This window comes from Bradyrhizobium sp. USDA 4502, assembly GCF_054063355.1.
Genome location: NZ_JBSSGF010000001.1, coordinates 225,906 through 245,219, shown reverse-complemented (window position 1 = coordinate 245,219; position 19,314 = coordinate 225,906). Strand labels below are relative to the sequence as shown.

Below are 19,314 nucleotides of genomic sequence, written 5' to 3'. Positions count from 1 at the left end.
CGCCCAAGAGTATCGGCACACGTTTTTGGCAAAGTCTGGCTGACCCGATATAACCAACGATGTCGTCGATGCAGCTTTCCGCACGAACGCCATTCAGCTCGTATTCGCGGATTACATATGTCGGGCCCTTCCCGGCACGAGGATCAACGGAAACGGCATGAAGTGCGCGCCCTCCCAACGAATCCGCTGAGATACCGGAGATGACCGTGGGCGGAGACCTGTGCATCGAGATCGGCTCGCGCCACGACTTCAAGCACCTTCTTCTGCCGCCGCTCGTACTCTGATTTCCGGAACGGGTGACCTTGCCCCCCTCCTGGACTTTAACCCAGACTGAAGTTCGCTCTGGCCCATATGAGGACCAGAGCATGAGGCGCAGCCACTTTTACGGAAGAGCAGATCATCCGGATTTTGAAGGAGCACGATGCCGGCGTGTCGGTGCCGATCTGCGCCGGAAGCACGGCGTCACCGACGCCAGCGTCTACAAATGGAAAGCCAGGTTTGGCGGGATAGAAGTCTCAGAGGCCAAGCGGCTGAGGACCTGGAGGACGAGAACACGCAGCTGAAGCGGCTTTTGGCCGATGCCATGCTGGACAATGCGGCCTTGAAGGACCTCCTGGGAAAGAAATGGTGACGCCCGCGGGGAAGCGGAAGGCTGTCGCGCATCTCGTGGAGGCCCACAGGAGAGCGAACGGCGGGCGTGTAAAGCCGCTATTGCCGCATGACCATTACATATCGGACGACCCGGGCGGATGATGCTGCCCCACGCCAACGCATGAGGGCGATCGCTGAGGTGCGCCGTCGCTTCGGCTATCGGCGCCTGCATGTTCTGCTCAAGCTGGAGGGCTATCTAGTCAACCAGAAGAAGCCGTTCCGGCTCTATCGGCCAGAGAGGCTCATGGACCGTCGCCGTGGGAGTCGCAAGCGGGCGCTCGGGACCAGGGCGCCGATGGTGGTGCCGATAGCGCCGAATGACCGCTGGTCGCTCGACTTCGTCTCGGATCAGCTCACCGATGGCCGCTGCTTCCGCATCCTGACCGTGGTCGACGAGTGCACGCGGGAGTGCCTGGCGTTGGTGGCCAACACCTCGCTGTCCGATACCCTGGCTTCGGGGTTGGATTAGATGTGCGAAGAAGCCTCCGGCTTGAACGGAGGTTTGGGATGGGATTGGACGGCGAAAAAGACGCCCATTTGGACAGCCCATCAGTTGGGCCTGGAGCAGTCAGCCGGCTTGAGGTGCTTGAGGGGCCGTCCGGGCGTCGCGTGCGTTCAGGGGCCGAACGGGCTCGGATCGTCGCCGAAAGTCTGCTGCCCGGCGCAGGTGGCGGAGGTGGCGCGCAAGCACGGGGCGACGCGCTGGCAAATTTACGATTGGCGACGACGCTTCCGACAGCGCGGCGAATTACGTCCTGCGAGGCTCCGCAGCCGCCGTTCGCGCCGTAGTCGTGAAGGGGCCGTTTGAGGAGCGTCACGTTCCGACAGTCAAGCCCGAGATTGCGATTGGCGACGTCGTCGTGCGGACTGACGCGGCGATAGTGGGGAGCAGCTATCTCGAGTGATCCGCGCGGTGCGGGCGTCACGATGATTGTCCCCGGCGCCGAGCTGAAGATTTACATCGCGACGCGGGCCGTCGACTTCCGCTGTGGGCATGATGGGCTTGCTACGAAGGTGCAGGAGATGCTTGATCTCGATCCGTTCAGCGGTGCAGCCTTTGTGTTCCGATCGAAACGGGCGGACCGGATCAAGATTTTGGTGTGGGATCGAACGGGCCTGGTGCTGGTGCACAAACGCCTCGAGGGTTGCAAGTTCGTCTGGCCAATGATTGCGAACGGCGTGATGCGGATATCGCCGGCGATGTTCGCCGCGCTGTTCGAGGACCTGGATTGGCGGTGGGTCCACCCGGAGGAAGCGCGGCGTCCACAAGTCGCTGGATAAGTGCGGCAGAATGACTCTGAGCCGAGTTGCGCATGGCGCCGGCGGCGGAGACAGTGATCCCGGCACAATGGCGCGTGCTGGTCACGCGCCGCCCGAAATACATCTGCCGCCGCTGCTCCGACCCTGTTGTGCAAGCGCACGCGCCGGAGCATGTCGTGCCTGGCGGACTACCGACCGAAGCGGCGATTGCGCAGGTGATCGTCTCCAAGTTTGGCGACCATACGCCGTTTTACCATCAGGCCGAGATCTATGCGCGCCAGGGGATCCGGCTTGATCGGGCGAGACTGGGCAATTGGTCAGGCCGCGCATCTGCAGCCCGTTGCCGACCACATGCACCGTCATCTGGCAGCGGCGGATCGCCTGTTCATGGATGAAACCACGGCGCCGGTGCTCGATCCCGAGCGAGGTCAAACGAAGAAGGGCTACTTCTGGGCGATCGTCTCCGACGATCGCGGCCATAGCGGCCCAAGTCGGCCGATCGTGCTGTTCCGATATGCCCCCGGTCGCAGCGGCGCCTTCGCTGAGCAGTTCCTGGACGGCTTCAACGGATGCTTCCTGCAATGATCGGCTGACCGAAGTCGCCCGACCGCAAGGGCCGTGGACCTCGTACATTGCTGGAGCCATTTGCGCTGGCGTTTCGTCAAATTGGCCCGCAACAGTAAATCGCCGATCGCCGAGGCCGCCGTCTGGCACGTCGCACAGCTCTACGCCATCGAAGCCATGGTACGCGGTTCATCGCCGGATATCAGGCTGGCCGCGCGCAAGAAACACTCGCTGCGCTCGTCGAGGCGTTGAAGCCGTGATTCGAGAAACAGCTGTCGATGATCTCCAGCGGCTCGACGCTCGCTGATGACATCCGCTACGCGCTCAATCATTGGCAGGGCTGACGCGCTTGCTCGATCACGGGCGTCTCGAGCTCGACACCAATCCGGTTGAAAACGCGATCCGGCCAATCTGCTCGACCAGAAAAAACGCGCTCTTCGCCGGTCATGAGGTCGGAGCCGAAAACTGGGCCTTGCTCGCATCCATCGTGGCGACCTGTAAGCTCAACGACGTCAACCCGTCGCCTACATCGCCGAAACGCTCACGGCGATCATTCCCGGCCATCCCCAAAGCGAAATCGACGACCTCATGCCATGGCGGTTCCGCAAAACGTCAAGCCAGCATCAATAGGGTTGCGGCTAAGCGCTCACACTTCACTCGCAACTCGGATGGAAAACACCATCGGAGTTCGCCTTTACCTGCGACCGGTGACGGGATCTGGCTCTGCACTATGCCGACGGCTCGGCACCAGCTCCGTCTCTACCACCGCCCATCCGGGTAAATCCACCAGCCAGAGCGAACTCAGGATTGGATAAAACTTGGGGGCGAGGTCACGGGGCACCGGTCAAAGGAATTGGCTCGATCGTGGTCATATGCAAGCTTCTTTTAGTTTACTATCGTTTTAGCCGATCAATTTGCCGGCAATCACATGCTCCTTCCGCCATGATCCTAAGCTACCGGTGCAGCTATCTTAGGTTTGTTCATGCGCCGAAAACGGACATCTGAAACGATAGTTCGTCGAAACGTTGCGCTTCGCAGCTGCACTGATGTGTTCGCCAACAAAGGGCCGCGGAATCGCGTATGAGATGATTGAGCGGAATTGCTCTGAGGAATACCGGTACCTCGGAGTGAGAGACTCTTCGATAGCGGACTAATCACAAGACGAAAGTCCCTCGATCGCCTGTCGATGCACCAGGTGCGTTCTCCAAACAACCATCTCCTTCCAATCTGACTTTTGTGGATAAAAGTGGAGTTTGGTGGCATTCCGGATCTGCCGACCGAGTTCGGAATCAGCCGCCTCCGGTAGATGCTTGAAGAGCCAGTGTTCATCGCGCACTATTGCTGGGTTAGTGTACGTTCCAAATTCGAGTGCAACGTACGTGTGCCGGTCCCCTAAGGCACGCTGCCAAAATTCGTCTTGTGTACCGTGCAAGATGACCGAGGACGAGGTTCCCAGGTCCGGCGACGTAACGGAGGGGCCAAAGATTTTCGCTGCTCGCTCATACCCCTTTACTCCGGATGGCTGCTCGCATTGCAGCTCCCCGTATCCGTAGGGACCGAGCCCGGTGTGGTAGTCGATGATGATGACTTTGTCGCGTGCCGCTACATCAAAATCGTCGGCTATTTTCTCGAGCGCTCGCCTAGCTTCGGTAGGCTCGGTTCCGCCGTAAAACAGGCCACCTGGTCTAATGTATTGACCACGCGTTCTCGCTGATCTGTAACCAAGCTCGCCGTGCTGCGCGCGATATGCTGCGATCGCAGCTTCTGCGCGTCGCATCCCCTCCCTCGTCCTGTCTGAAGGAACGAGATGATCTGCCAACTCCTCATACTCGGGATTGGGCGGCGCGGGCCTGGAAAAGTCGACGAAGTTCCGATTGAGGTCGCACCCCTCGGCAGTCGTCCTGCGATCCCAAGCAAAACCGTGGCAATTTAGCGCATGGATGAACAGCACTGCAGTCGAGCGCGGAAGCTTTTGGTGGAATTCGGCCTGAAGAAACACAAGTTGCGCCGCGGACCCGCAATAGCCTTCGGGACCATGCGTACCAGAAACCAAGACTAAGAGCCCCTTGGCATCTGGGTTGCCGAAATATGCTGCATCGGTGAACAGAGCCTCACCAGATGGTCCTTTTGTGCTGCACAGGTATGGTTTCGCCGCAGGCACCAAAGCCAAGAATTTGCGTCTAGCTTCCAAGTAAGTGTCAGAAAAGACCACAGGAGCAATTTGCTTTGCGATGTCAATGTTCATTCTACTCAACCTCTCCGTTCACTTCGTCTCCAGATTCGAGGACAGGCACCGAAGTAACGCGGCGACGCGACCGCCCGTCGCAAAGATGGCTAGTGTCCCGAGTCACAAATTCGCATCATTAGATTCGCGTCAGAGTCGCATCGCTGTGCCATTGTCTTTCGAGGCACAGCGATGGAGCATTCGATGGCGGAACTGGCATCCCTGATCCTAAAGCAACGAGGAGCGAGCTGAGCTGAAGGCGTTGGCCGGCCGTCGCAAGACGGCCCAAGCCCTGGCGTTGAGCGCCCGGATCATTTTGGCCTGTGCAGAAGGCAGCCAGAACAAGGAGGTGGCGGCGAAGCTCGGTGTGATCGAGACCACGGTCGGCAAGTGGCGTCGGCGCTTTGTGCAGGATCGCGTGGAAGGCCTGCGCGACGAGCCAAGGCCCGGAGCACCGCGGACGATCGATGACGCGCGCATCGAAGCTACCATCGTACGGACCCTGGAAAGCCTCCCGAAGGATCCGACCCACTGGAGCTCGCGCGGCATGGCGAAGGAAGCGGCCTGTCGGTCTCAAGCGTGCAGCGCATCTGGCGAGCCTTCGGTTTGCAGCCTCATCGGATGGAGACGTTCAAGCTCTCGACCGACCCGGATTTCGTGGCCAAGGTGCGCGATGTGGTCAGCCTCTACGTCTCCCCGCCCCAGCATGCCGTCGTCCTGGGTGTGGACGAGAAGTCCCAAATTCAGGCGCTCGACCGCAGCCAGCCCATGTTGCCCATGCGCCCCGGTCAGCCCGCGCGGCGCAGCCATGACTACACGCGCCACGGCACGGCCTCGCTCTTCGCGGTGCTCGACTAGCGACGGGGCAAGGTCATCGGCAAATGCTTTGCCCGCCACCGCGCCGCCGAATTTCGCAAGTTCCTCGACGAGATCGAGGCTGCCGTCCCGCACGGTCTCGATGTCCATCTCGCCATGGACAACTACGCCACGCACCAGGCCCCGCTGATCCGCAACTGGCTCGCCAAACGGCCGCGCTGGCATGTCCATCTCACGCCGACCAGTTCGTCTTGGCTCAATCAGGCCGAGCGCTTCTTCGCGCTCATCACCGACAAAAAGATCCGGCGCGGCATCTATCGCAGCGTCCAGGCTCTGCGCGCCGACATTATGGACTTCATCAGTTATCACAATGCCGATCCCAAGCCATTCCAATGGACCAAATCCGCCGATGATATCCTCGCTTCCATCGAGCGCTTCTGCCGTTACAATACTCAAGCGCAAGCATCGTAATATCGCGAACTTCTGGTTCAGGATTACTAGACCAAATTGCCATCCGACAGCTGGACGACGGTATCGTCATCATTCGTAACAGCTCTTTAGAGCTGAATTTCCGCCATGTAGGGCCTCGCGCTCCCGAAATTCTGCATTTGTTGCGAGGATGCGAAGTCTTCCATAAAGAAGTCTTCCATAGAACGGGCTACGTCTCAACCTACAAATGACCTCGATCGGCCGTTACACCGTGCGTGCGAGATCCGATCCCATGCAGCCACCGGCCTAGATGTCTGGTCCCGGAGTGTGGGGGAATCAGCCATTTGATCCCTCATTCCGGGAGGACCTATGGGCCAGATACTCCATGGCAGCGCCACGACCACGCACGCCATCCGACCGGCGATACAGCGATCGAAAGCTTCGCTCAAAGAATTGGCCGCCCAGCACGGCCTCAATCAGAAGACGGTCACCAAGTGGCGTAAACGCGCCTTCATCCACGATGCGCCGATGGGCCCCAAGACCGTGCGCTCGACCGCGGAAGAGGCGATGGTCGTCGCCCTCCGCAAGCACGTGTTGCTGCCTCGATGACTGTCTCTACGCACTGCAGGCAACGATCCCGCATCTCACGCGTTCGTCCTTGCACCGCTGTCTGCAACGCCACGGGATCAGCCCGCCTACCCGATCGCCGGCGACAAGCCCGCCAGGCGACCCTTCAAGCGCTACCATTGGCTAGTTCCACATCGACATCGCCGAGGTTCGCACCGAGGAAGGCAAACTCTATCTCTTCGTGGCAGTGGACCGGACCACCAAGTATGCCTTTGCGCGGCTGGTGGTTAAAGGCCACGGGTGCTGCGGCCAGGGCTTTCCTCGACGAGTTGGCGGCAGCTGTCCCTTGCCAAATCCACACTGTGCTGACCGACAACGGTATCCAGTTCGTCGACCTGCCCAAGAATCGCGATGGCGCCATCCCAAGCTGGCGCGGCCACCCCTTCGACCGAGCCTAGGACATGGCATCGAACATCGCCCGACCAAAGCCAATGACCCTTGGACTAACGGCCAGGTCGAGAGAATGAACCGCACGCTTAAGGAGGCGACCGTCTAGCACTACGAGACCCGTCGCCAACTGGAAGATCACCTCGCTGCCTTCCTTGACGCCTACAAACTTCGCCAGACGCCTTAAGACTCTATATTTGGGCCGCCGGGTCGCGAGGATCCGGAACTGCGCCGGGACCAGGTCCAGGCGCTCGCTTCTATCCTCGTCGATCCGGTGTAACTCGCCCTGGCAGCAGGGACAGGTCTTGTCCTCAATGTCGACGATGACCTCGATCCGCGGCAGGTGCGCCGGCAGGGCGCCGCGGTTGCCGCGACGCTTGCGAGTTCGCGCGTCACGGCCTTCAGGTGCACTGACGTCTTGTGCCTCGCCGTACGCCGCGACTTGCTCGACGTCTTCGAGGCCCAGCAGCATCTGATCTTCAGGCAGCGTCTCTGCCCGCCGGCCAAACCGATGCCGCTGCAATTCCTTGATGATCTGACGCAGCCGCTCGCTCTCGCACCGCTCGGCGAGCAGCATCGCTTCAGCGTCTCAGGATCGTCAGGCAGGGCGTCACTCACACCCAATTCAGAGCATATTCGCCGCCATCTGGCGACACGTCCCACGCTCTTGATTCACTTCGCCGCAGTGCCGCTAACAACTATCCCGCTTGCGTTGGCGCCGGCGTCTCCCGCGCCTCATGCACAAGCCGCCAGTCGAGTCCTTCCAGCAGCGCAGACAATTGCGCCGCCGACAGACGCATCACGGCGTCCTCGACCTTCGGCCAGCGGAAGATCCCATCCTCGAGCCTTTTGGTGAAGAGACACAGATCCGTTCCGTCCCAGAACACTAGCTTGATCCGATCCGCCTGCTTGGCCCGGAACACATAGACAGCTCCCGAGAATGGGTCTGCCCGCATGATCTCGCGCACCAGGGTCGCAAGCCCTTCCATCCCCTTGCGGAAGTCTACCGGTTTGGTCGCCACCATCACCCGGACCGCACCCGACGGACCAATCACCGGTTCGCCTTCAGTGCCTGGACGATCGACGCAATCATCGTCGGGTCCTCACCACGACCGGCCCGGATCGTGATTCCGTCGACTTCGATCTCGATGATCCCGCTATCTGCCTTGCCCACCGCTTTGCGCCGCAGTCGGCGTCGGTACCGCTGCGTCCACTACCGCCGGCACAAACTGTACTTCGTGAGCTTCGGAATGACCGCCTGCGGCTTCTCGCAACTGACGTCGCCAGCCAAACAGCTGCTGCGGCGACAATCCATGCCGTTGGGTCACGGAACACACCGAGTCGCCACTCGCCACGATCTCCGCAACGATCCGCGCCTTGTCCTCGTCGCTCCACTCCCGCCGACGGCCAGTTCCGGTGAAGACCTCAAGCCGTCGCACCGGCACCGTGATAGCACTATGCACTGTGTCCATTCTAAGCCTAACGGTCCAAACCGATCCGCAGACTCGCAGATCACCCCGTCTTCCGGTAGGTGGCCGCGGAACAGCGCTTACGGTTCTGTGACATGGCGCGCTCCTTGTCTTCGGTTCCCCCGTGCCAGCATTCGCTGCTGGCTTGGCGGCAGCACGGCCGGACCATCACAGGCTAGGGGCGAAGTGAGCGCGGAGCCACCTGATGTCGAGTAGTCGGCCGGCGCAAGGTCGTCAGGCGTTCGTCGAGTTCGGCCTTGCACCCCGCCTACGGGGCAAGTGTAAGCCGATCGACCGTGATCTGGCAGGCCTTCTTGTCGGGCAAGCGTTTGCGGCAGGTGAAGGCTCGGGGGTAAACCTCGCGCGGAAACGGCTCTCCTACCCGATGCCGAGCCGACATTCCGAACGGGCAGTTGACAAAGATGACATATGGCTAAAAGGCGTTGCGCCAAAAATGCACAATCGACGAGTCAGCTTAACAAAACAGCTCCTTCGAATTGAGTTTTTCTTCGTCAGCAATGAGAAAAGAGTCGACGTTGCAGCACGGCCTAGTGTCCTGCTCTGACAACGGTTATCCGCGTTTCACAACGCCGAGAATTTCACGGGCCTCGGCCGGTGTGGCGACGCTGGCGCCAATGCGCTCGATGATTCCAACGGCATTCTCGACGAGTTGGGCGTTGGATGCAAGCACGCCACGTCGAAGATAGATGTTGTCTTCCAATCCAACTCGAACGTGCCCGCCCATTGTCAACAGCTGTGCGACCGCAGGCATTTCGCCGGCACCACAGCCGAATCCACCCCAGATGGCCCCTGAGGGCAAAATCTCTCGCATCGCTTGCACAATAATTGGCACAGCGGGAGCGCCATACCCTGTGCCGAGGCAGAATTGAAAAAGCGGGGGAGCATCAATTTTACTCTCCGATATCAGGTTCTTGGCGGTTTCAATGTGCCCCAGCTCGAAGCATTCGAGCTCAGGCTTGACCCCCGCTTCTCGCATAAGCGTCGCCATCTCTCGCAGATCGGACATGCGCGCAACATACATGCTCTCTCCGAAAATCATGGTGCCGCAATCTAGGGTCGCAAGCTCTGGTTGAAGTTTGATTGCGTGAATACAGCGCTCGATAGGATTTTTGAGTGTGGTCGCCTTGCCTATATTTATTGGGTCAAGGGAAGCAAGCGTCAGGCTCCCATCCATTCCGCATGTCAAGTTGACGATGACGTCGGTCGCTGCGTCCCGAAGCTTCTTGACGACCTGTTCATAGAGCTCAAATCGGTTTGACGGGACTCCGGTTTCTGGCTCGCGGACGTGAATGTGGACAATCGCAGCCCCTGCTTTCGCTGCTTCCAGTGCAGCCTCTGCAATTTGTGCCGGCGTCTTGGGAATGTTTGGATGCTTCGCAAGGATCGCGGAACTACCACCTGTGACTGCGCACGTGACCATGACCTTTCGAGACATCAAGAACTCCTCTGTTGATATCGCCAGCTTTAAACGATCAGTGTTTTGGCTGCTATGCGATAGTTGGCGGCGGCGAGCGTATGCTAATCCGCGAACGTCTGTTGCCGCCCGTTACGCGCGTCATCAAGTGCGACGCGAATTGGATACTTTCCGACCACTGATCTCGAGCCCATGGCGGGATCGCCGGTGGTAGTCATGGTGTTCCTTTGATCGTTTGAAGTATCAACTAGAAACAGCGCGCGCACCAACTTGGGTAGAACGTTTCGGCTTCAGCGCCAGCGCCCCTCCTCAGTGTCGTAGGTGCCGGCAAGCGGATCGCTCACGGACATGAGCTCATGTTTGAGCACTTTATTGCTGGTGGTGGCCCTAGGAAGCGCCCGAGTGAAGGCGATGTACCGCGGCACCTTGAACGCGGCGAGGTGTGCACGAGCATGCTCGAGAATGCGCGTCACGGCCAGATTGTCTGGCGTGACGCCTTCACTGAATTCAACGTAAATCTTGACCTCTTCGCCGCGCTTCGCATCGCTAACGGGCACAGCGGCCACATCCGTAATCTCAGGAATCTCGCGGATGACCGCCTCTAACTCGCGTGCAGCGATGTTCTCGCTCGAGCGGCGAATCATATCCTTTGTGCGCCCCACCAGCCAATGAAAACCGAGTTCATCGCAACGCATCAGATCACCGGTCTTGAACCATTCGCCTTCAAACAAGGCTGCATTGGCGTTCGGGTTATTCCAATAGCCCTTGAAGATCCCGCGTCCCCTCACCCACAGCTCGCCAACGTCGCCGATCGGTGTGGGGCTGCCATCCTCATTCATCAGCCGCAGCGTGCGAAAGGGCGCGCGCATTCCCACCGAACTCGAGTCAGCCAGCTCGTCGAACCAGTTCGTCATTCGTGTGCCGAAGCCGATTTCCGTCATCCCGTACGCTTCCTCGGTGCGCACTCGAAAACGGTTCCGGAACTGGCGTACGGTCTCAGGACTCCAGCCCCAATTCAGGACCTGCTTCAGGCATGTCGTACCGTCTGTGTTGGCGGCCTCCGCCTCCCGCGCTACCAGCTGGGGAAATTGGCACCACTCGATCCGGTGTCGCTTAACCCAACCGACAAAGCGCGTCGAGCTAAGTTGCGGAGCTAGGAAGAGCGTTCCGCCCTGTCGATATGCCTTCAGAAGATGCGCTGGCGGATCGACATAGAAGAAGGGCTGTGCGGAAAGATATCTCTTGTACGGCCGCTCCCAACACACCCCCTGATAAGAGTACATACCCCAGTAGTCATGTGTCAACATGCAGCCTTTCGGAAAGCCCGTTGTTCCCGAGGTATATTGAATGTTCAACAGGTCGTCGGGGCGGATATCCTCCTCCACCGGAGAATCGTCGACGCCCTCGAGCAATTCTTGGAGAGACGTGGCTGTCCCTTGGGAAGGTTGTCCGATAAGAATTACTCGTTCCTTGGCGAGATCTCGTGGCCAAGCCTCCATGACCGAGAACACTGACCATGCGGCCCCGTCGATGACGGCGAACTTGGCCTGTGTATCGCTGAGAACGTATTCAATCTCCCTCGGCGTGTAGCGCATGTTGATCGGGACCATCACCGCACCTAGCTTCGCAATCGCGAACCATAGAAGCGGGAATTCGATGCGGTTGGGCAGCATCACGCCAATGCGATCACCCTTATGTACGCCGAGTGTACGCAGCGCTTGTGCATATTTGTTCGACCATCGGTCCATCTCGGAGTAAGTCGCACGCTCGCCGCGATCGAAGATGTCGATTGCGATTGTTGAGCTGTGAGTTCTAGCGCGCCTTGAAACAAGCTGTCCGATCGTGATCGTCTCATATTCGGACTCCAGTGCCTCGATCGCGCGCAGCACATTCGCGACGCGCTCTTGGAGCTGGGTTTGTGTCACTTTTAGAGAGGGCATTATTAAAACCGTGCTCAGGAGGCTAAAGAAACATTTACTGACGGACGAAACATCTTCACCTAACAGTTGACGCAGCTGCCGATCACCTAAACCGGCAGTCAGCTTAGGTCCGTCCAGCATGCGCGTGACGGAGACAACCATCGGCCAGGCTCGCCTCCAAGGAAGCTAACTCAAACGTCTTTATGAGCTGCGTAGCCTCTACGTCGGATTGGTACATCATCAAAGGGGGACGAAACACTACCTACTCTGGTGAGTCCTCATCGTATTGTCCAATTTAAAGAAGCGGCATTGGCACCTATCTAGCATTGATAATCCACAAGAGCGCTTTTAGTGGGCAGCGGGATCGATGGCACTAGAGCGTGCGGTCGATGATGTTGCGCGCCAAAGGGACGAGTTGGTAACTCTTTATCGGCCCGCCATGTACGATCGAGGAAATCAAGCAAGCCTTCCGTCACGATCATCGTCGCTTTCTGGATGGACCTAAAACTACCCGGCGCAGTAGCAGACCGCATCATCGATTCCCGCACGGTGGCCACATCGTCGTGGTCCAGCCTCAGCGCCTCGCGTCCGACCGCCGCCTCCCGCTCGTCTATGCGAACGAAAGACGATCGGGGTCCCTGCCTTCACTTCCGTTCTCAGCGTCGATTGGATCGACACGAACCTTGGTGCTTCGATCACCGCCGCAACCTGTCATCACCACACTGCAGACCACGCGCTACGCCATTATCAATGACGCCGGCATTCAATCAGCGCGATCATCTGTCACAGAATCGCTTCTCCCGCGACGAGCATGTTAACGCCTTAACTGTAGCCAGAGGGGTCGCACGGTTCGTGCGTTTAGCTTCAGGTCCACCACAGAACAAGATCCGGCCGCGCAAACCCGAAGAAGCAGTTCAGCAGAAGGCGGCGCTTTCCGTTGCCGGATTGCCGGGTGACGCCGTGAATGAAACCGCCATCGATCAGAGCGATGTCTCCCGTCTTGAGCTCGAAGTCATGCCAAGGGAATGCTTCAAGATAGCCTGTCGAATAGGGATAGCCTGTCGTCTCCAAGCCCTGAGACTTTCGCTCAGAGACCGTTGGCTTGTGGCCCCAGATCCGCAGATTACCACCTTCCTCGGGCATGCTAGTATAGAAGTTGAGTGCCACGACGGTGTTGTGAGCCACTGCTGGAAGCTCACAATCGCTCCCGGCACATAGAACTTGAGCCACGTCATCGTGGGGCTCCAAGGCGTACATACCAGTACCGGACCAACAGAGAGCGCGGCAAACATTAGCTTGGCCGTGTGATGAACGGGCCAACTGCAATTCAATTCCCTGATTGCGAAGGTCGCGCTTCAACCCATCGAACAAACTACGGACCGGATCAATCAACTTGCCAAAGACGGCGTCGATGAACGGCCGTGCATCTTCGGACTGTGCGAAATAGCTGGCTGCATTCTTCCTGTAGTGAGATGCGCCGACATATTGTCCGGGAACGCCGTCTTTTCGTTCCTTAAGACCAGGATTGCGAAGAAAGTTTGCGGTGATTTCCTCGGCTACTTCGACACTGAAGCCTTGCTTAATGTGCAGGCCCGTGACCTCACCTTTCAAGACTGAAATGATTTCCGCAGTACTGATAGAGCCGGTTCGTTCTCTGATCGCAAGAGGTACGACGGTTGGCGCTTTAGATATTTGGGCAGTCGCCATTAGCTTGCTCCTGTAGTGCATTCTCGAGAATGGTGATGGCATGACTGAGTTCGTCATCAGTGATGGTTATTGGTGGGAGGATTTTGATGACGTCGCGATTTGGCCCTGACGATTCGATCAATAGGCCGTTTTCGAAGGCGATATCGTGCGCACGACCGACCACGTTCTGCGAACGGCACTTGAGGCCAGCCATCAGACCACGGCCGCGCTTTTGCTCAATGACTTTGGGAAATTTCTCAACGAGGCGATCAAGATGTGCTTGCAGTTCGACTAGTGTCCGCGCAACACTTCCAGTGAACTGCCTGTCGGACCACAATTTGCACATGGCGGCTGCAGTGACGAAGGCAAGATTATTGCCTCTAAACGTACCGCTATGCTCCCCAGGCTTCCAAATGTCCAAGTCGGGGCGAATCAGAACAATGGATAACGGATTACCTGAACCGCTCAGGGACTTCGAAAGGCACACGATGTCAGGTTCGATTTTCGCGAATTCAAACGAGAAGAAATCGCCCGTTCGTCCCGCACCCGCCTGAATGTCGTCGACGATCAAAACAACGTCGTGCTTTCGGCAGATTCGTTGCATTTCTATGAGCCAAGCTGCGGATGCGCTGTTCATGCCCCCTTCTGCCTGGATGGTCTCCAGAATTATTGCGGCCGGCTTTTCTATCCCGCTGCCTTGGTCACCCAGTACGTAGTCGATGTAACTTGCGGAATCAAAAGATCGATCAGGATAGCCTTCATAGGGAACGCGGATCACATCGTGGCGAGCAACCCCGCCCAGATCCCTGGTCGACGCCGACCCAGATACCGCCAGGGACCCAAGCGACATGCCATGGAACGCATTTGTGAAGGCCATGACGCCCGAGCGGCCAGTATATTTTCGCGCCAATGCAAGCGCGGCCTCGTTGGCATTTGTCCCGGTGGGTCCAGGAAACTGTATCTTGTAATAGAGGCCCCTGGGTTTCAGGATCGAATCGACAAACACCTCGATGAATTCACGCTTTGCAGCTGTATACATATCAAGCGACAATAGAATGTTTCCACCGGCGAGATATTCAATTGCTGGCGCGATAAGATTCGGATTGTTGTGTCCGTAGTTGAGCGCGCCGGACCCCACAAAGAAATCTATGTAAGGCTTGCCGGCCTCGTCCCAGATTGTGGCCCCAAGGCCTCTCGTAAAGACCGTTGGAAATGACCGCCCATAGCGACGAACGTTTGATTCATGAGCCGAGAAAGCGTCGGTTTTCATTTAAGAGTCCATCTGCGGGTAGACATTGGGTTCAGTAGATGGCGATTTGACGCGACTGGTTGGTGATAGATGTTCTTCACCCAGACTCGGATCGGCCGGTCGTGCCGGCACAATCCGGCTGATGATTGAATCGAAACAGCTGTAGCGCGTGTCTCCGCAAATGGGGGTCGACGGTGCGGCTCGCCATCGCAGCATCCATGGGCTCCTTGACAAGTTGTACGTCGATCACACTTCTGTTCGTCTGTGCAGACTGCGGATAACACCAGGTTCAGGACGTACGGCTTGTGTTGCGTGACGTATGTCTCGAAATGACTGCGCTTACTTACCCATGAAAGGCAAACAACGAAGCTACTAAAGCTGGTAGTCTTATGTCCCCCGCGCCCGGCCGACTTCTAACAGGCCGGCGCCGCGCCTACTGCGGAAAACCCAAGCCTTCTCGGTGTTTCGATTTAGCCTTCCGAGTTGTGGGCGAGCTTCGATTTCCTCCGCTGAGGTGCTTGCGCCGTCGGCTCTCAATCGTCGATAAGACGGTACAGCTACTGTCCTATCCCGATAATTCGTGAGCAAAGTCGATGCGGCCTCTCGACGATTGCGTCTGCCATGGCATCGGAAGGGCTGGCAGGTAGCGTTGTATGCTGAGACGAAGTGCCGATTTTTCGGACGAGTTGCTTAACATTGAAAAAGGCGCCGCGACTGATCGTCTTATCAGTGATCAACGCAAACGCTCCACGATCCCCTCCGCGATCGCCGTAATTGGCATCGATATCGGCAAAAACTTGTACCACGTCGTGGACCACGATGCGCGCGTCGCCATCGTTCTGCGGCAAAAGTGGTCGCGCGGCCAAGTGGAAGTGCGTATTTCGCAAAAACGGGACAGCGGTTTCGCTAACTGACGGACAGCAGTTTCGCTAAATCGCGGACAGCGTGGCGGCGCTGGCTTTTGGTTGCCTGGTTGTTGAAGTCAGTTGATATTCGTTTCGCTGTTTTCGACGTCGGTCAAGGGGCGCGCGGCTTTTTTCCTTCGCATGCTGTCGCCTTCGAGGGCGATACGGTGGGAGTTGTGGATGATCCGGTCGAGGATAGCATCTGCGATGGTTGGCTCGCCGATCATGTCGTGCCATTGGGCAACGGGCAGCTGAGCGGTAATCAAGGTCGATTTGCGCCTGTAGCGCTCTTCGAAGATTTCGAGGAGATCAAGGCGCTGCTGGTCATTGAGGGTGTGGGTGCCCCAATCGTCGAGGATGAGCAACTGGACACGTGCAAGCTTATCGATGAGGCGCGGGAAGCGACCATCGAGACGGGCCATGGCGAGGTCTTCGAACAAGCGCGGCATACGCAAATAAAGGACGGAATGATCGAGCCTGGCCGCCTGGCGTCCGAAGGCACATGCCAACCAGGTTTTGCCAGTCCCCGTCAGGCCGGTGATGATGAAGTTCTCATGGGCTTTCAGCCAGGCGCCTTGCGCCAGCTGCAGGGTGTTGCGCCGGTCAAGGCCGCGGCGGGAAGCGAAGTCGACGTCTTCGATACAGGCGTCGACGAAGCGCAGCTTGGCTGCGGCCAGCCGATTGGTCAGGCGCCGGTCGGCACGCATGGCGGCTTCGCGATCGAGCATCAGGCCGAGCCACTCATCCCGGCTGAGATCGGCGGCATTGTCCTGTTCGGCTAGTTGCCGGTAAGCGGCCGCCATTCCGGCAAGGCCGAGCGCCTGCATCTGCTCGAGGGTCGGGTGGGTCAGCATCGCGATGTTCCTTTCCTTCATTGATAATAGCCCCCACCACGGATGTTGGCGTGCGAGGGGGTGGCTTTGACGGGTGCGGCAGCAGGGCTCGCGCGGTCGAGCCCGGATTTGAGGATCGCGCTCACCGAGGAGTAGCTGATCGCGTTGATGACGAGTGCCCGCTCGCAGGCCGCTTCGAGCCGATCGCGCTCGTAGCGCCGTGCCAGGGCGATGATCCCCATGGCGGAGCGATAACCCTGCTCGGGATGCGGGCGCTCACGCATCATCCGCTCGACCAGAGTGGCGGTGTTGACGCCGATCCGCGCTGCCATCTTGATCAAGCTCGCCGGCGTCATATTGGCATAACGCTGATGGGCCTTGGGCATGTGCTCGTTCACGGTGACATGGCCGCCGCGCTGAGAGCGGCGCACATGGCTGGCGACACGCGTGTGATCCTGGAAGATCTCGACGGCTCGATAGGTGAGCCGGACGTCCACCCGACGGCCGATCAGCCGGTGCGGCACCGAGTAAAAGGTCTTGTCGACTTCGACGTGATAATCGGGGTGGACCTTCGCCGTTTTCCACTCGGCGTATTCGAACGGCTCGCCCGGCAGCGGCGTCAACGCAGCGCGCTCGATCTCCTCGAACAGCTGCCGGCGGGATTTGCCGATATGGCGCATCGGCCGATGGTTCAGCTCCTCCAGCAGACCGCCGATCGCAGTATTGAGATCGGTCAGGTTGAAGAACCGCCGATGGCGCAGCCGTGCCAGAATCCAGCGCTCAACAATCAGCACCGCGCCTTCAACCTTGCCCTTGTCGCGCGGCTTGCGGCTGCGGGTCGGCAAAATCGTCGTGTCGTAGTGCTCGGCCATGGCGGCAAAGGTTTGGTTGAGCGTCGGCTCGAACCACAACGCCTTGACGACCCCGGCCTTCAGATTGTCGCAGACGATCGCCTTGGGAACTCCGCCGAAGTACGACAAGGCTCGGGTCTGGCCTTCGATCCAATCTGGTAGTCGCTGACCGAAGCTCCCCATAGCGAAGGTCAGCGACGAGGCCCCGAGCACCGCGACAAATATCTGCGCCTGACGGATCTCGCCGGTTTGCGGATCGATCACCTCCACCGTCGGACCGGCATAGTCGGTCTGCATCACTGCACCCGCCGCGTGGCGATGACGGAAGGTCGGGTTCGCCCGGCGCCGATAGGCGTCGAACTTCTCGCAGAACCACGTGTAACCATAGCCGTCGGGATGCGCCGTCCGGTATTCCTGCCACAGCAGCGTCAGCGTCACGCCCTTGCGCTTGAGCTCCTGCGCCACCCGTGGCCACTCTGGCTCGCTCAAGTCCTGCGGGGGGCGCCCGACCCGCCGGAACAAGGCTCGCTGCAAGGCCGCCTCGCTCTCGTAAATCGGCGGCAGCGGCCAGCTCAAACCCGCTTCACGCGCTCGCAGCAGGTAGGTGGCAACCGAACTCTTGCTGATCTGCAGCCGTTCCGAGATCTCCCGAACCGACAGGTCCTGCTCGTACGTCAGCCTCAGGATCGATCGTAGGTCCTTCACAGTGGTTCGTTTCGCTTGCTTCCGTCTCGGCATTGCCCCTCTCAAACTCAGCTTGAGAGAGAACATTGCCTGAACGGCGCTCCCGAAAACCAACCTCCCGCAACTGTCCGCGATTTAGCGGAATCCCTGTCCCGGAATTACTGAAATCGCTGTCCGCGAATTAGCGAAATTGCTGTCCGGAAATTGCCGAAACACGCAGTGGAAGGGCGGTCGCCAATATGTCGCGCTGCCTCATCGGCATGGAAGCTTGCGTCGGCGCACATCACCTGGACCGCAAACTCGCATCGCTTGGTCACGATGCCAGGCTGGTGCCGGCCAAATACGTCCGCCCTTACAGCAAGGGACAGAAGAACGACTTCAATGATGCCGAAGCGATTGCCGAGGCCGTGCAGCGCACGACGATGACGTTCGTCGCGACCAAGACCGCCGCCTTCATGCTGGAGCGCGGGATCGCCATGCGACAGGGCATCGGCTTCCTAGGCAGAACTTGCCACCATTCTTACGACGCGCACCGATGCCCTGTCACCACGCATGTTGCGCTGGGTTGTGCTGGTCAGGATAAAGAACTGGGAACGTTACGGGTTCACATCCTGGATCGAAGCCGCCAAGAAGCGGCCACACCACAATGTGCTCGCAATCACGCTCGCCAACAAACTTGCCCACATCGCCGGGGCTGTGCTGGCCAAAGGACGCGTCTTCGAGATAACCAGGATCGGCGATGCAGACGCTCGACCCGCCTAACGATCGCCCCGTGCTTGGCGCGGCCTGGCGACGTCCAGTCAGCCGTAAGCAAGAGCGACGGCCGGCCTTGACCGCCCCTGCGCGCGACGCGATCGACGTTCTGCGGGCCGGGACGAAGGACCTTTGGTCCGAACAAAGGAACGACGCAACATCAGGCGCAAGCGATGACATAGCCGCATCAACAGTCTCCAGCCGAGATCTGCGAGAAGACAAGACAAAATGGAGGACTTCCGAGCGTGTGCGGATACTGGTGACCTTAATGGCCCGTTCGAGGCCTGTTGACTAATCAGAACGCACGCGCAGATGTCCATGATGGCCCGGAGCACAAACGCTTCAATAAGAGGCCGGACACATTGATGCAAGACCGCTGCCACCAATTCGACGAATCTTCTCGCAACGCACGGCCGGACCATACATAAGGTCACACGTTCCACAAATTACCACGCGTCACGCAAGACGGCGCCCGTCGGATGCATACTAAAATAATACAGTGCTTGATGGCTTGTCGAAATTGAAGAGCAACGCATGCACACGATTATTGGTCAGTTCAGCGATCGCCCGGC

General features: G+C 58.8%; 13 protein-coding genes and 8 pseudogenes. 10 read left to right on the top strand and 11 right to left on the bottom strand.

Annotated elements, in window-relative coordinates; genetic code table 11:
• Nucleotides 1-396 precede the first annotated feature (396 nt).
• The 6 genes and pseudogenes from ACVW1B_RS01075 to ACVW1B_RS01050 all read left to right on the top strand — a co-directional run.
• Nucleotides 397-1,093, top strand: a pseudogene (locus tag ACVW1B_RS01075) (transposase); the annotation flags it as partial.
• Between the two features lie 485 nt (nucleotides 1,094-1,578).
• Nucleotides 1,579-1,932: an IS66 family insertion sequence element accessory protein TnpB gene (gene tnpB / locus ACVW1B_RS01070; RefSeq protein ID WP_253603530.1), complete on the top strand. Its 354-nt coding sequence runs from the start codon at nucleotides 1,579-1,581 to the stop codon at nucleotides 1,930-1,932.
• A 32-nt stretch (nucleotides 1,933-1,964) separates the two neighbouring features.
• Nucleotides 1,965-2,727 (top strand): annotated as a pseudogene (gene tnpC / locus ACVW1B_RS01065) (IS66 family transposase).
• Nucleotides 2,728-2,806: 79 nt separating this feature from the next.
• Nucleotides 2,807-2,878: pseudogene (locus tag ACVW1B_RS01060) on the top strand (hypothetical protein); the annotation flags it as partial.
• A 125-nt stretch (nucleotides 2,879-3,003) separates the two neighbouring features.
• Nucleotides 3,004-3,105 (top strand): hypothetical protein, encoded by a 102-nt coding sequence (locus tag ACVW1B_RS01055; RefSeq protein ID WP_309145198.1) that lies wholly within the window; start codon nucleotides 3,004-3,006, stop codon nucleotides 3,103-3,105.
• Between the two features lie 24 nt (nucleotides 3,106-3,129).
• A pseudogene (locus ACVW1B_RS01050) lies at nucleotides 3,130-3,290 on the top strand (IS3 family transposase); the annotation flags it as partial.
• A 335-nt stretch (nucleotides 3,291-3,625) separates the two neighbouring features.
• Here the strand turns inward: ACVW1B_RS01050 and ACVW1B_RS01045 are convergent.
• On the bottom strand, nucleotides 3,626-4,720 hold the full coding sequence (locus ACVW1B_RS01045) for a DUF2817 domain-containing protein (RefSeq protein WP_253603695.1): 1,095 nt from the start codon (nucleotides 4,718-4,720) through the stop codon (nucleotides 3,626-3,628).
• 232 nt (nucleotides 4,721-4,952) lie between these two features.
• On the opposite strand from ACVW1B_RS01045, the pseudogene ACVW1B_RS01040 reads away from it, so the two are divergent.
• Both ACVW1B_RS01040 and ACVW1B_RS01035 read left to right on the top strand, forming a co-directional pair.
• A pseudogene (locus ACVW1B_RS01040) lies at nucleotides 4,953-5,986 on the top strand (IS630 family transposase).
• Nucleotides 5,987-6,313: 327 nt separating this feature from the next.
• Nucleotides 6,314-7,152: pseudogene (locus tag ACVW1B_RS01035) on the top strand (DDE-type integrase/transposase/recombinase); the annotation flags it as partial.
• Here the strand turns inward: ACVW1B_RS01035 and ACVW1B_RS01030 are convergent.
• The 8 genes and pseudogenes from ACVW1B_RS01030 to ectB all read right to left on the bottom strand — a co-directional run.
• Nucleotides 7,152-7,582, bottom strand: a pseudogene (locus tag ACVW1B_RS01030) (IS66 family transposase); the annotation flags it as partial. The pseudogenes ACVW1B_RS01035 and ACVW1B_RS01030 overlap by 1 nt on opposite strands.
• A gap of 74 nt (nucleotides 7,583-7,656) precedes the next feature.
• Nucleotides 7,657-8,013 (bottom strand): IS66 family insertion sequence element accessory protein TnpB, encoded by a 357-nt coding sequence (gene tnpB / locus ACVW1B_RS01025; protein ID WP_253603697.1) that lies wholly within the window; start codon nucleotides 8,011-8,013, stop codon nucleotides 7,657-7,659.
• Nucleotides 8,010-8,132, bottom strand: a complete 123-nt coding sequence (locus tag ACVW1B_RS01020) for a hypothetical protein (protein ID WP_256558535.1) — start codon at nucleotides 8,130-8,132, stop codon at nucleotides 8,010-8,012. The genes tnpB (ACVW1B_RS01025) and ACVW1B_RS01020 overlap by 4 nt, the downstream gene beginning before the upstream one ends.
• Complete coding sequence (gene tnpA / locus ACVW1B_RS01015) at nucleotides 8,116-8,430, bottom strand: IS66-like element accessory protein TnpA (RefSeq protein ID WP_253603699.1); 315 nt, start codon at nucleotides 8,428-8,430, stop codon at nucleotides 8,116-8,118. The genes ACVW1B_RS01020 and tnpA overlap by 17 nt, the downstream gene beginning before the upstream one ends.
• Nucleotides 8,431-8,998: 568 nt before the next feature.
• On the bottom strand, nucleotides 8,999-9,883 hold the full coding sequence (locus ACVW1B_RS01010) for a 3-keto-5-aminohexanoate cleavage protein (RefSeq protein WP_456794404.1): 885 nt from the start codon (nucleotides 9,881-9,883) through the stop codon (nucleotides 8,999-9,001).
• Between the two features lie 269 nt (nucleotides 9,884-10,152).
• Nucleotides 10,153-11,943, bottom strand: a complete 1,791-nt coding sequence (locus ACVW1B_RS01005; protein WP_253603706.1) for a class I adenylate-forming enzyme family protein — start codon at nucleotides 11,941-11,943, stop codon at nucleotides 10,153-10,155.
• A gap of 702 nt (nucleotides 11,944-12,645) precedes the next feature.
• Entirely contained in the window at nucleotides 12,646-13,488 is an 843-nt protein-coding gene (locus ACVW1B_RS01000; RefSeq protein WP_253603708.1) for a 2OG-Fe(II)-dependent halogenase WelO5 family protein, read from the bottom strand.
• Entirely contained in the window at nucleotides 13,466-14,737 is a 1,272-nt protein-coding gene (gene ectB / locus ACVW1B_RS00995) for a diaminobutyrate--2-oxoglutarate transaminase (protein WP_253603710.1), read from the bottom strand. The genes ACVW1B_RS01000 and ectB overlap by 23 nt, the downstream gene beginning before the upstream one ends.
• A 632-nt stretch (nucleotides 14,738-15,369) precedes the next feature.
• Between ectB and ACVW1B_RS00990 the strand changes: the two genes are divergently transcribed.
• Entirely contained in the window at nucleotides 15,370-15,630 is a 261-nt protein-coding gene (locus tag ACVW1B_RS00990) for a hypothetical protein (RefSeq protein ID WP_256559073.1), read from the top strand.
• A 68-nt stretch (nucleotides 15,631-15,698) separates the two neighbouring features.
• Here the strand turns inward: ACVW1B_RS00990 and istB are convergent, their stop codons facing one another.
• Nucleotides 15,699-16,475 carry an IS21-like element helper ATPase IstB gene (gene istB / locus ACVW1B_RS00985; protein WP_253609770.1) on the bottom strand — a complete coding sequence of 259 codons (777 nt, stop codon included), beginning with the start codon at nucleotides 16,473-16,475 and terminating at the stop codon, nucleotides 15,699-15,701.
• A gap of 17 nt (nucleotides 16,476-16,492) precedes the next feature.
• The gene (gene istA, locus ACVW1B_RS00980) at nucleotides 16,493-18,043 is read right to left on the bottom strand and encodes an IS21 family transposase (protein ID WP_253603713.1); all 1,551 of its coding nucleotides are present in this window, start codon (nucleotides 18,041-18,043) and stop codon (nucleotides 16,493-16,495) included.
• 176 nt (nucleotides 18,044-18,219) lie between these two features.
• Between istA and ACVW1B_RS00975 the strand changes: the two are divergent.
• Nucleotides 18,220-18,751 (top strand): annotated as a pseudogene (locus tag ACVW1B_RS00975) (IS110 family transposase); the annotation flags it as partial.
• Between the last annotated feature and the right edge of the window lie 563 nt (nucleotides 18,752-19,314).

Coding starts and splice junctions, on each gene's coding strand:
- tnpB (WP_253603530.1), top strand. CDS start 1,579: ATGATTGTCCCCGGCGCCGAGCTGAAGATTTACATCGCGACGCGGGCC.
- ACVW1B_RS01045 (WP_253603695.1), bottom strand. CDS start 4,720: ATGAACATTGACATCGCAAAGCAAATTGCTCCTGTGGTCTTTTCTGAC.
- tnpA (WP_253603699.1), bottom strand. CDS start 8,430: ATGGACACAGTGCATAGTGCTATCACGGTGCCGGTGCGACGGCTTGAG.
- ACVW1B_RS01010 (WP_456794404.1), bottom strand. CDS start 9,883: ATGTCTCGAAAGGTCATGGTCACGTGCGCAGTCACAGGTGGTAGTTCC.
- ACVW1B_RS01005 (WP_253603706.1), bottom strand. CDS start 11,943: ATGGTTGTCTCCGTCACGCGCATGCTGGACGGACCTAAGCTGACTGCC.
- ACVW1B_RS01000 (WP_253603708.1), bottom strand. CDS start 13,488: ATGGCGACTGCCCAAATATCTAAAGCGCCAACCGTCGTACCTCTTGCG.
- ectB (WP_253603710.1), bottom strand. CDS start 14,737: ATGAAAACCGACGCTTTCTCGGCTCATGAATCAAACGTTCGTCGCTAT.
- ACVW1B_RS00990 (WP_256559073.1), top strand. CDS start 15,370: ATGCTGAGACGAAGTGCCGATTTTTCGGACGAGTTGCTTAACATTGAA.
- istB (WP_253609770.1), bottom strand. CDS start 16,475: ATGCTGACCCACCCGACCCTCGAGCAGATGCAGGCGCTCGGCCTTGCC.
- istA (WP_253603713.1), bottom strand. CDS start 18,043: ATGCCGAGACGGAAGCAAGCGAAACGAACCACTGTGAAGGACCTACGA.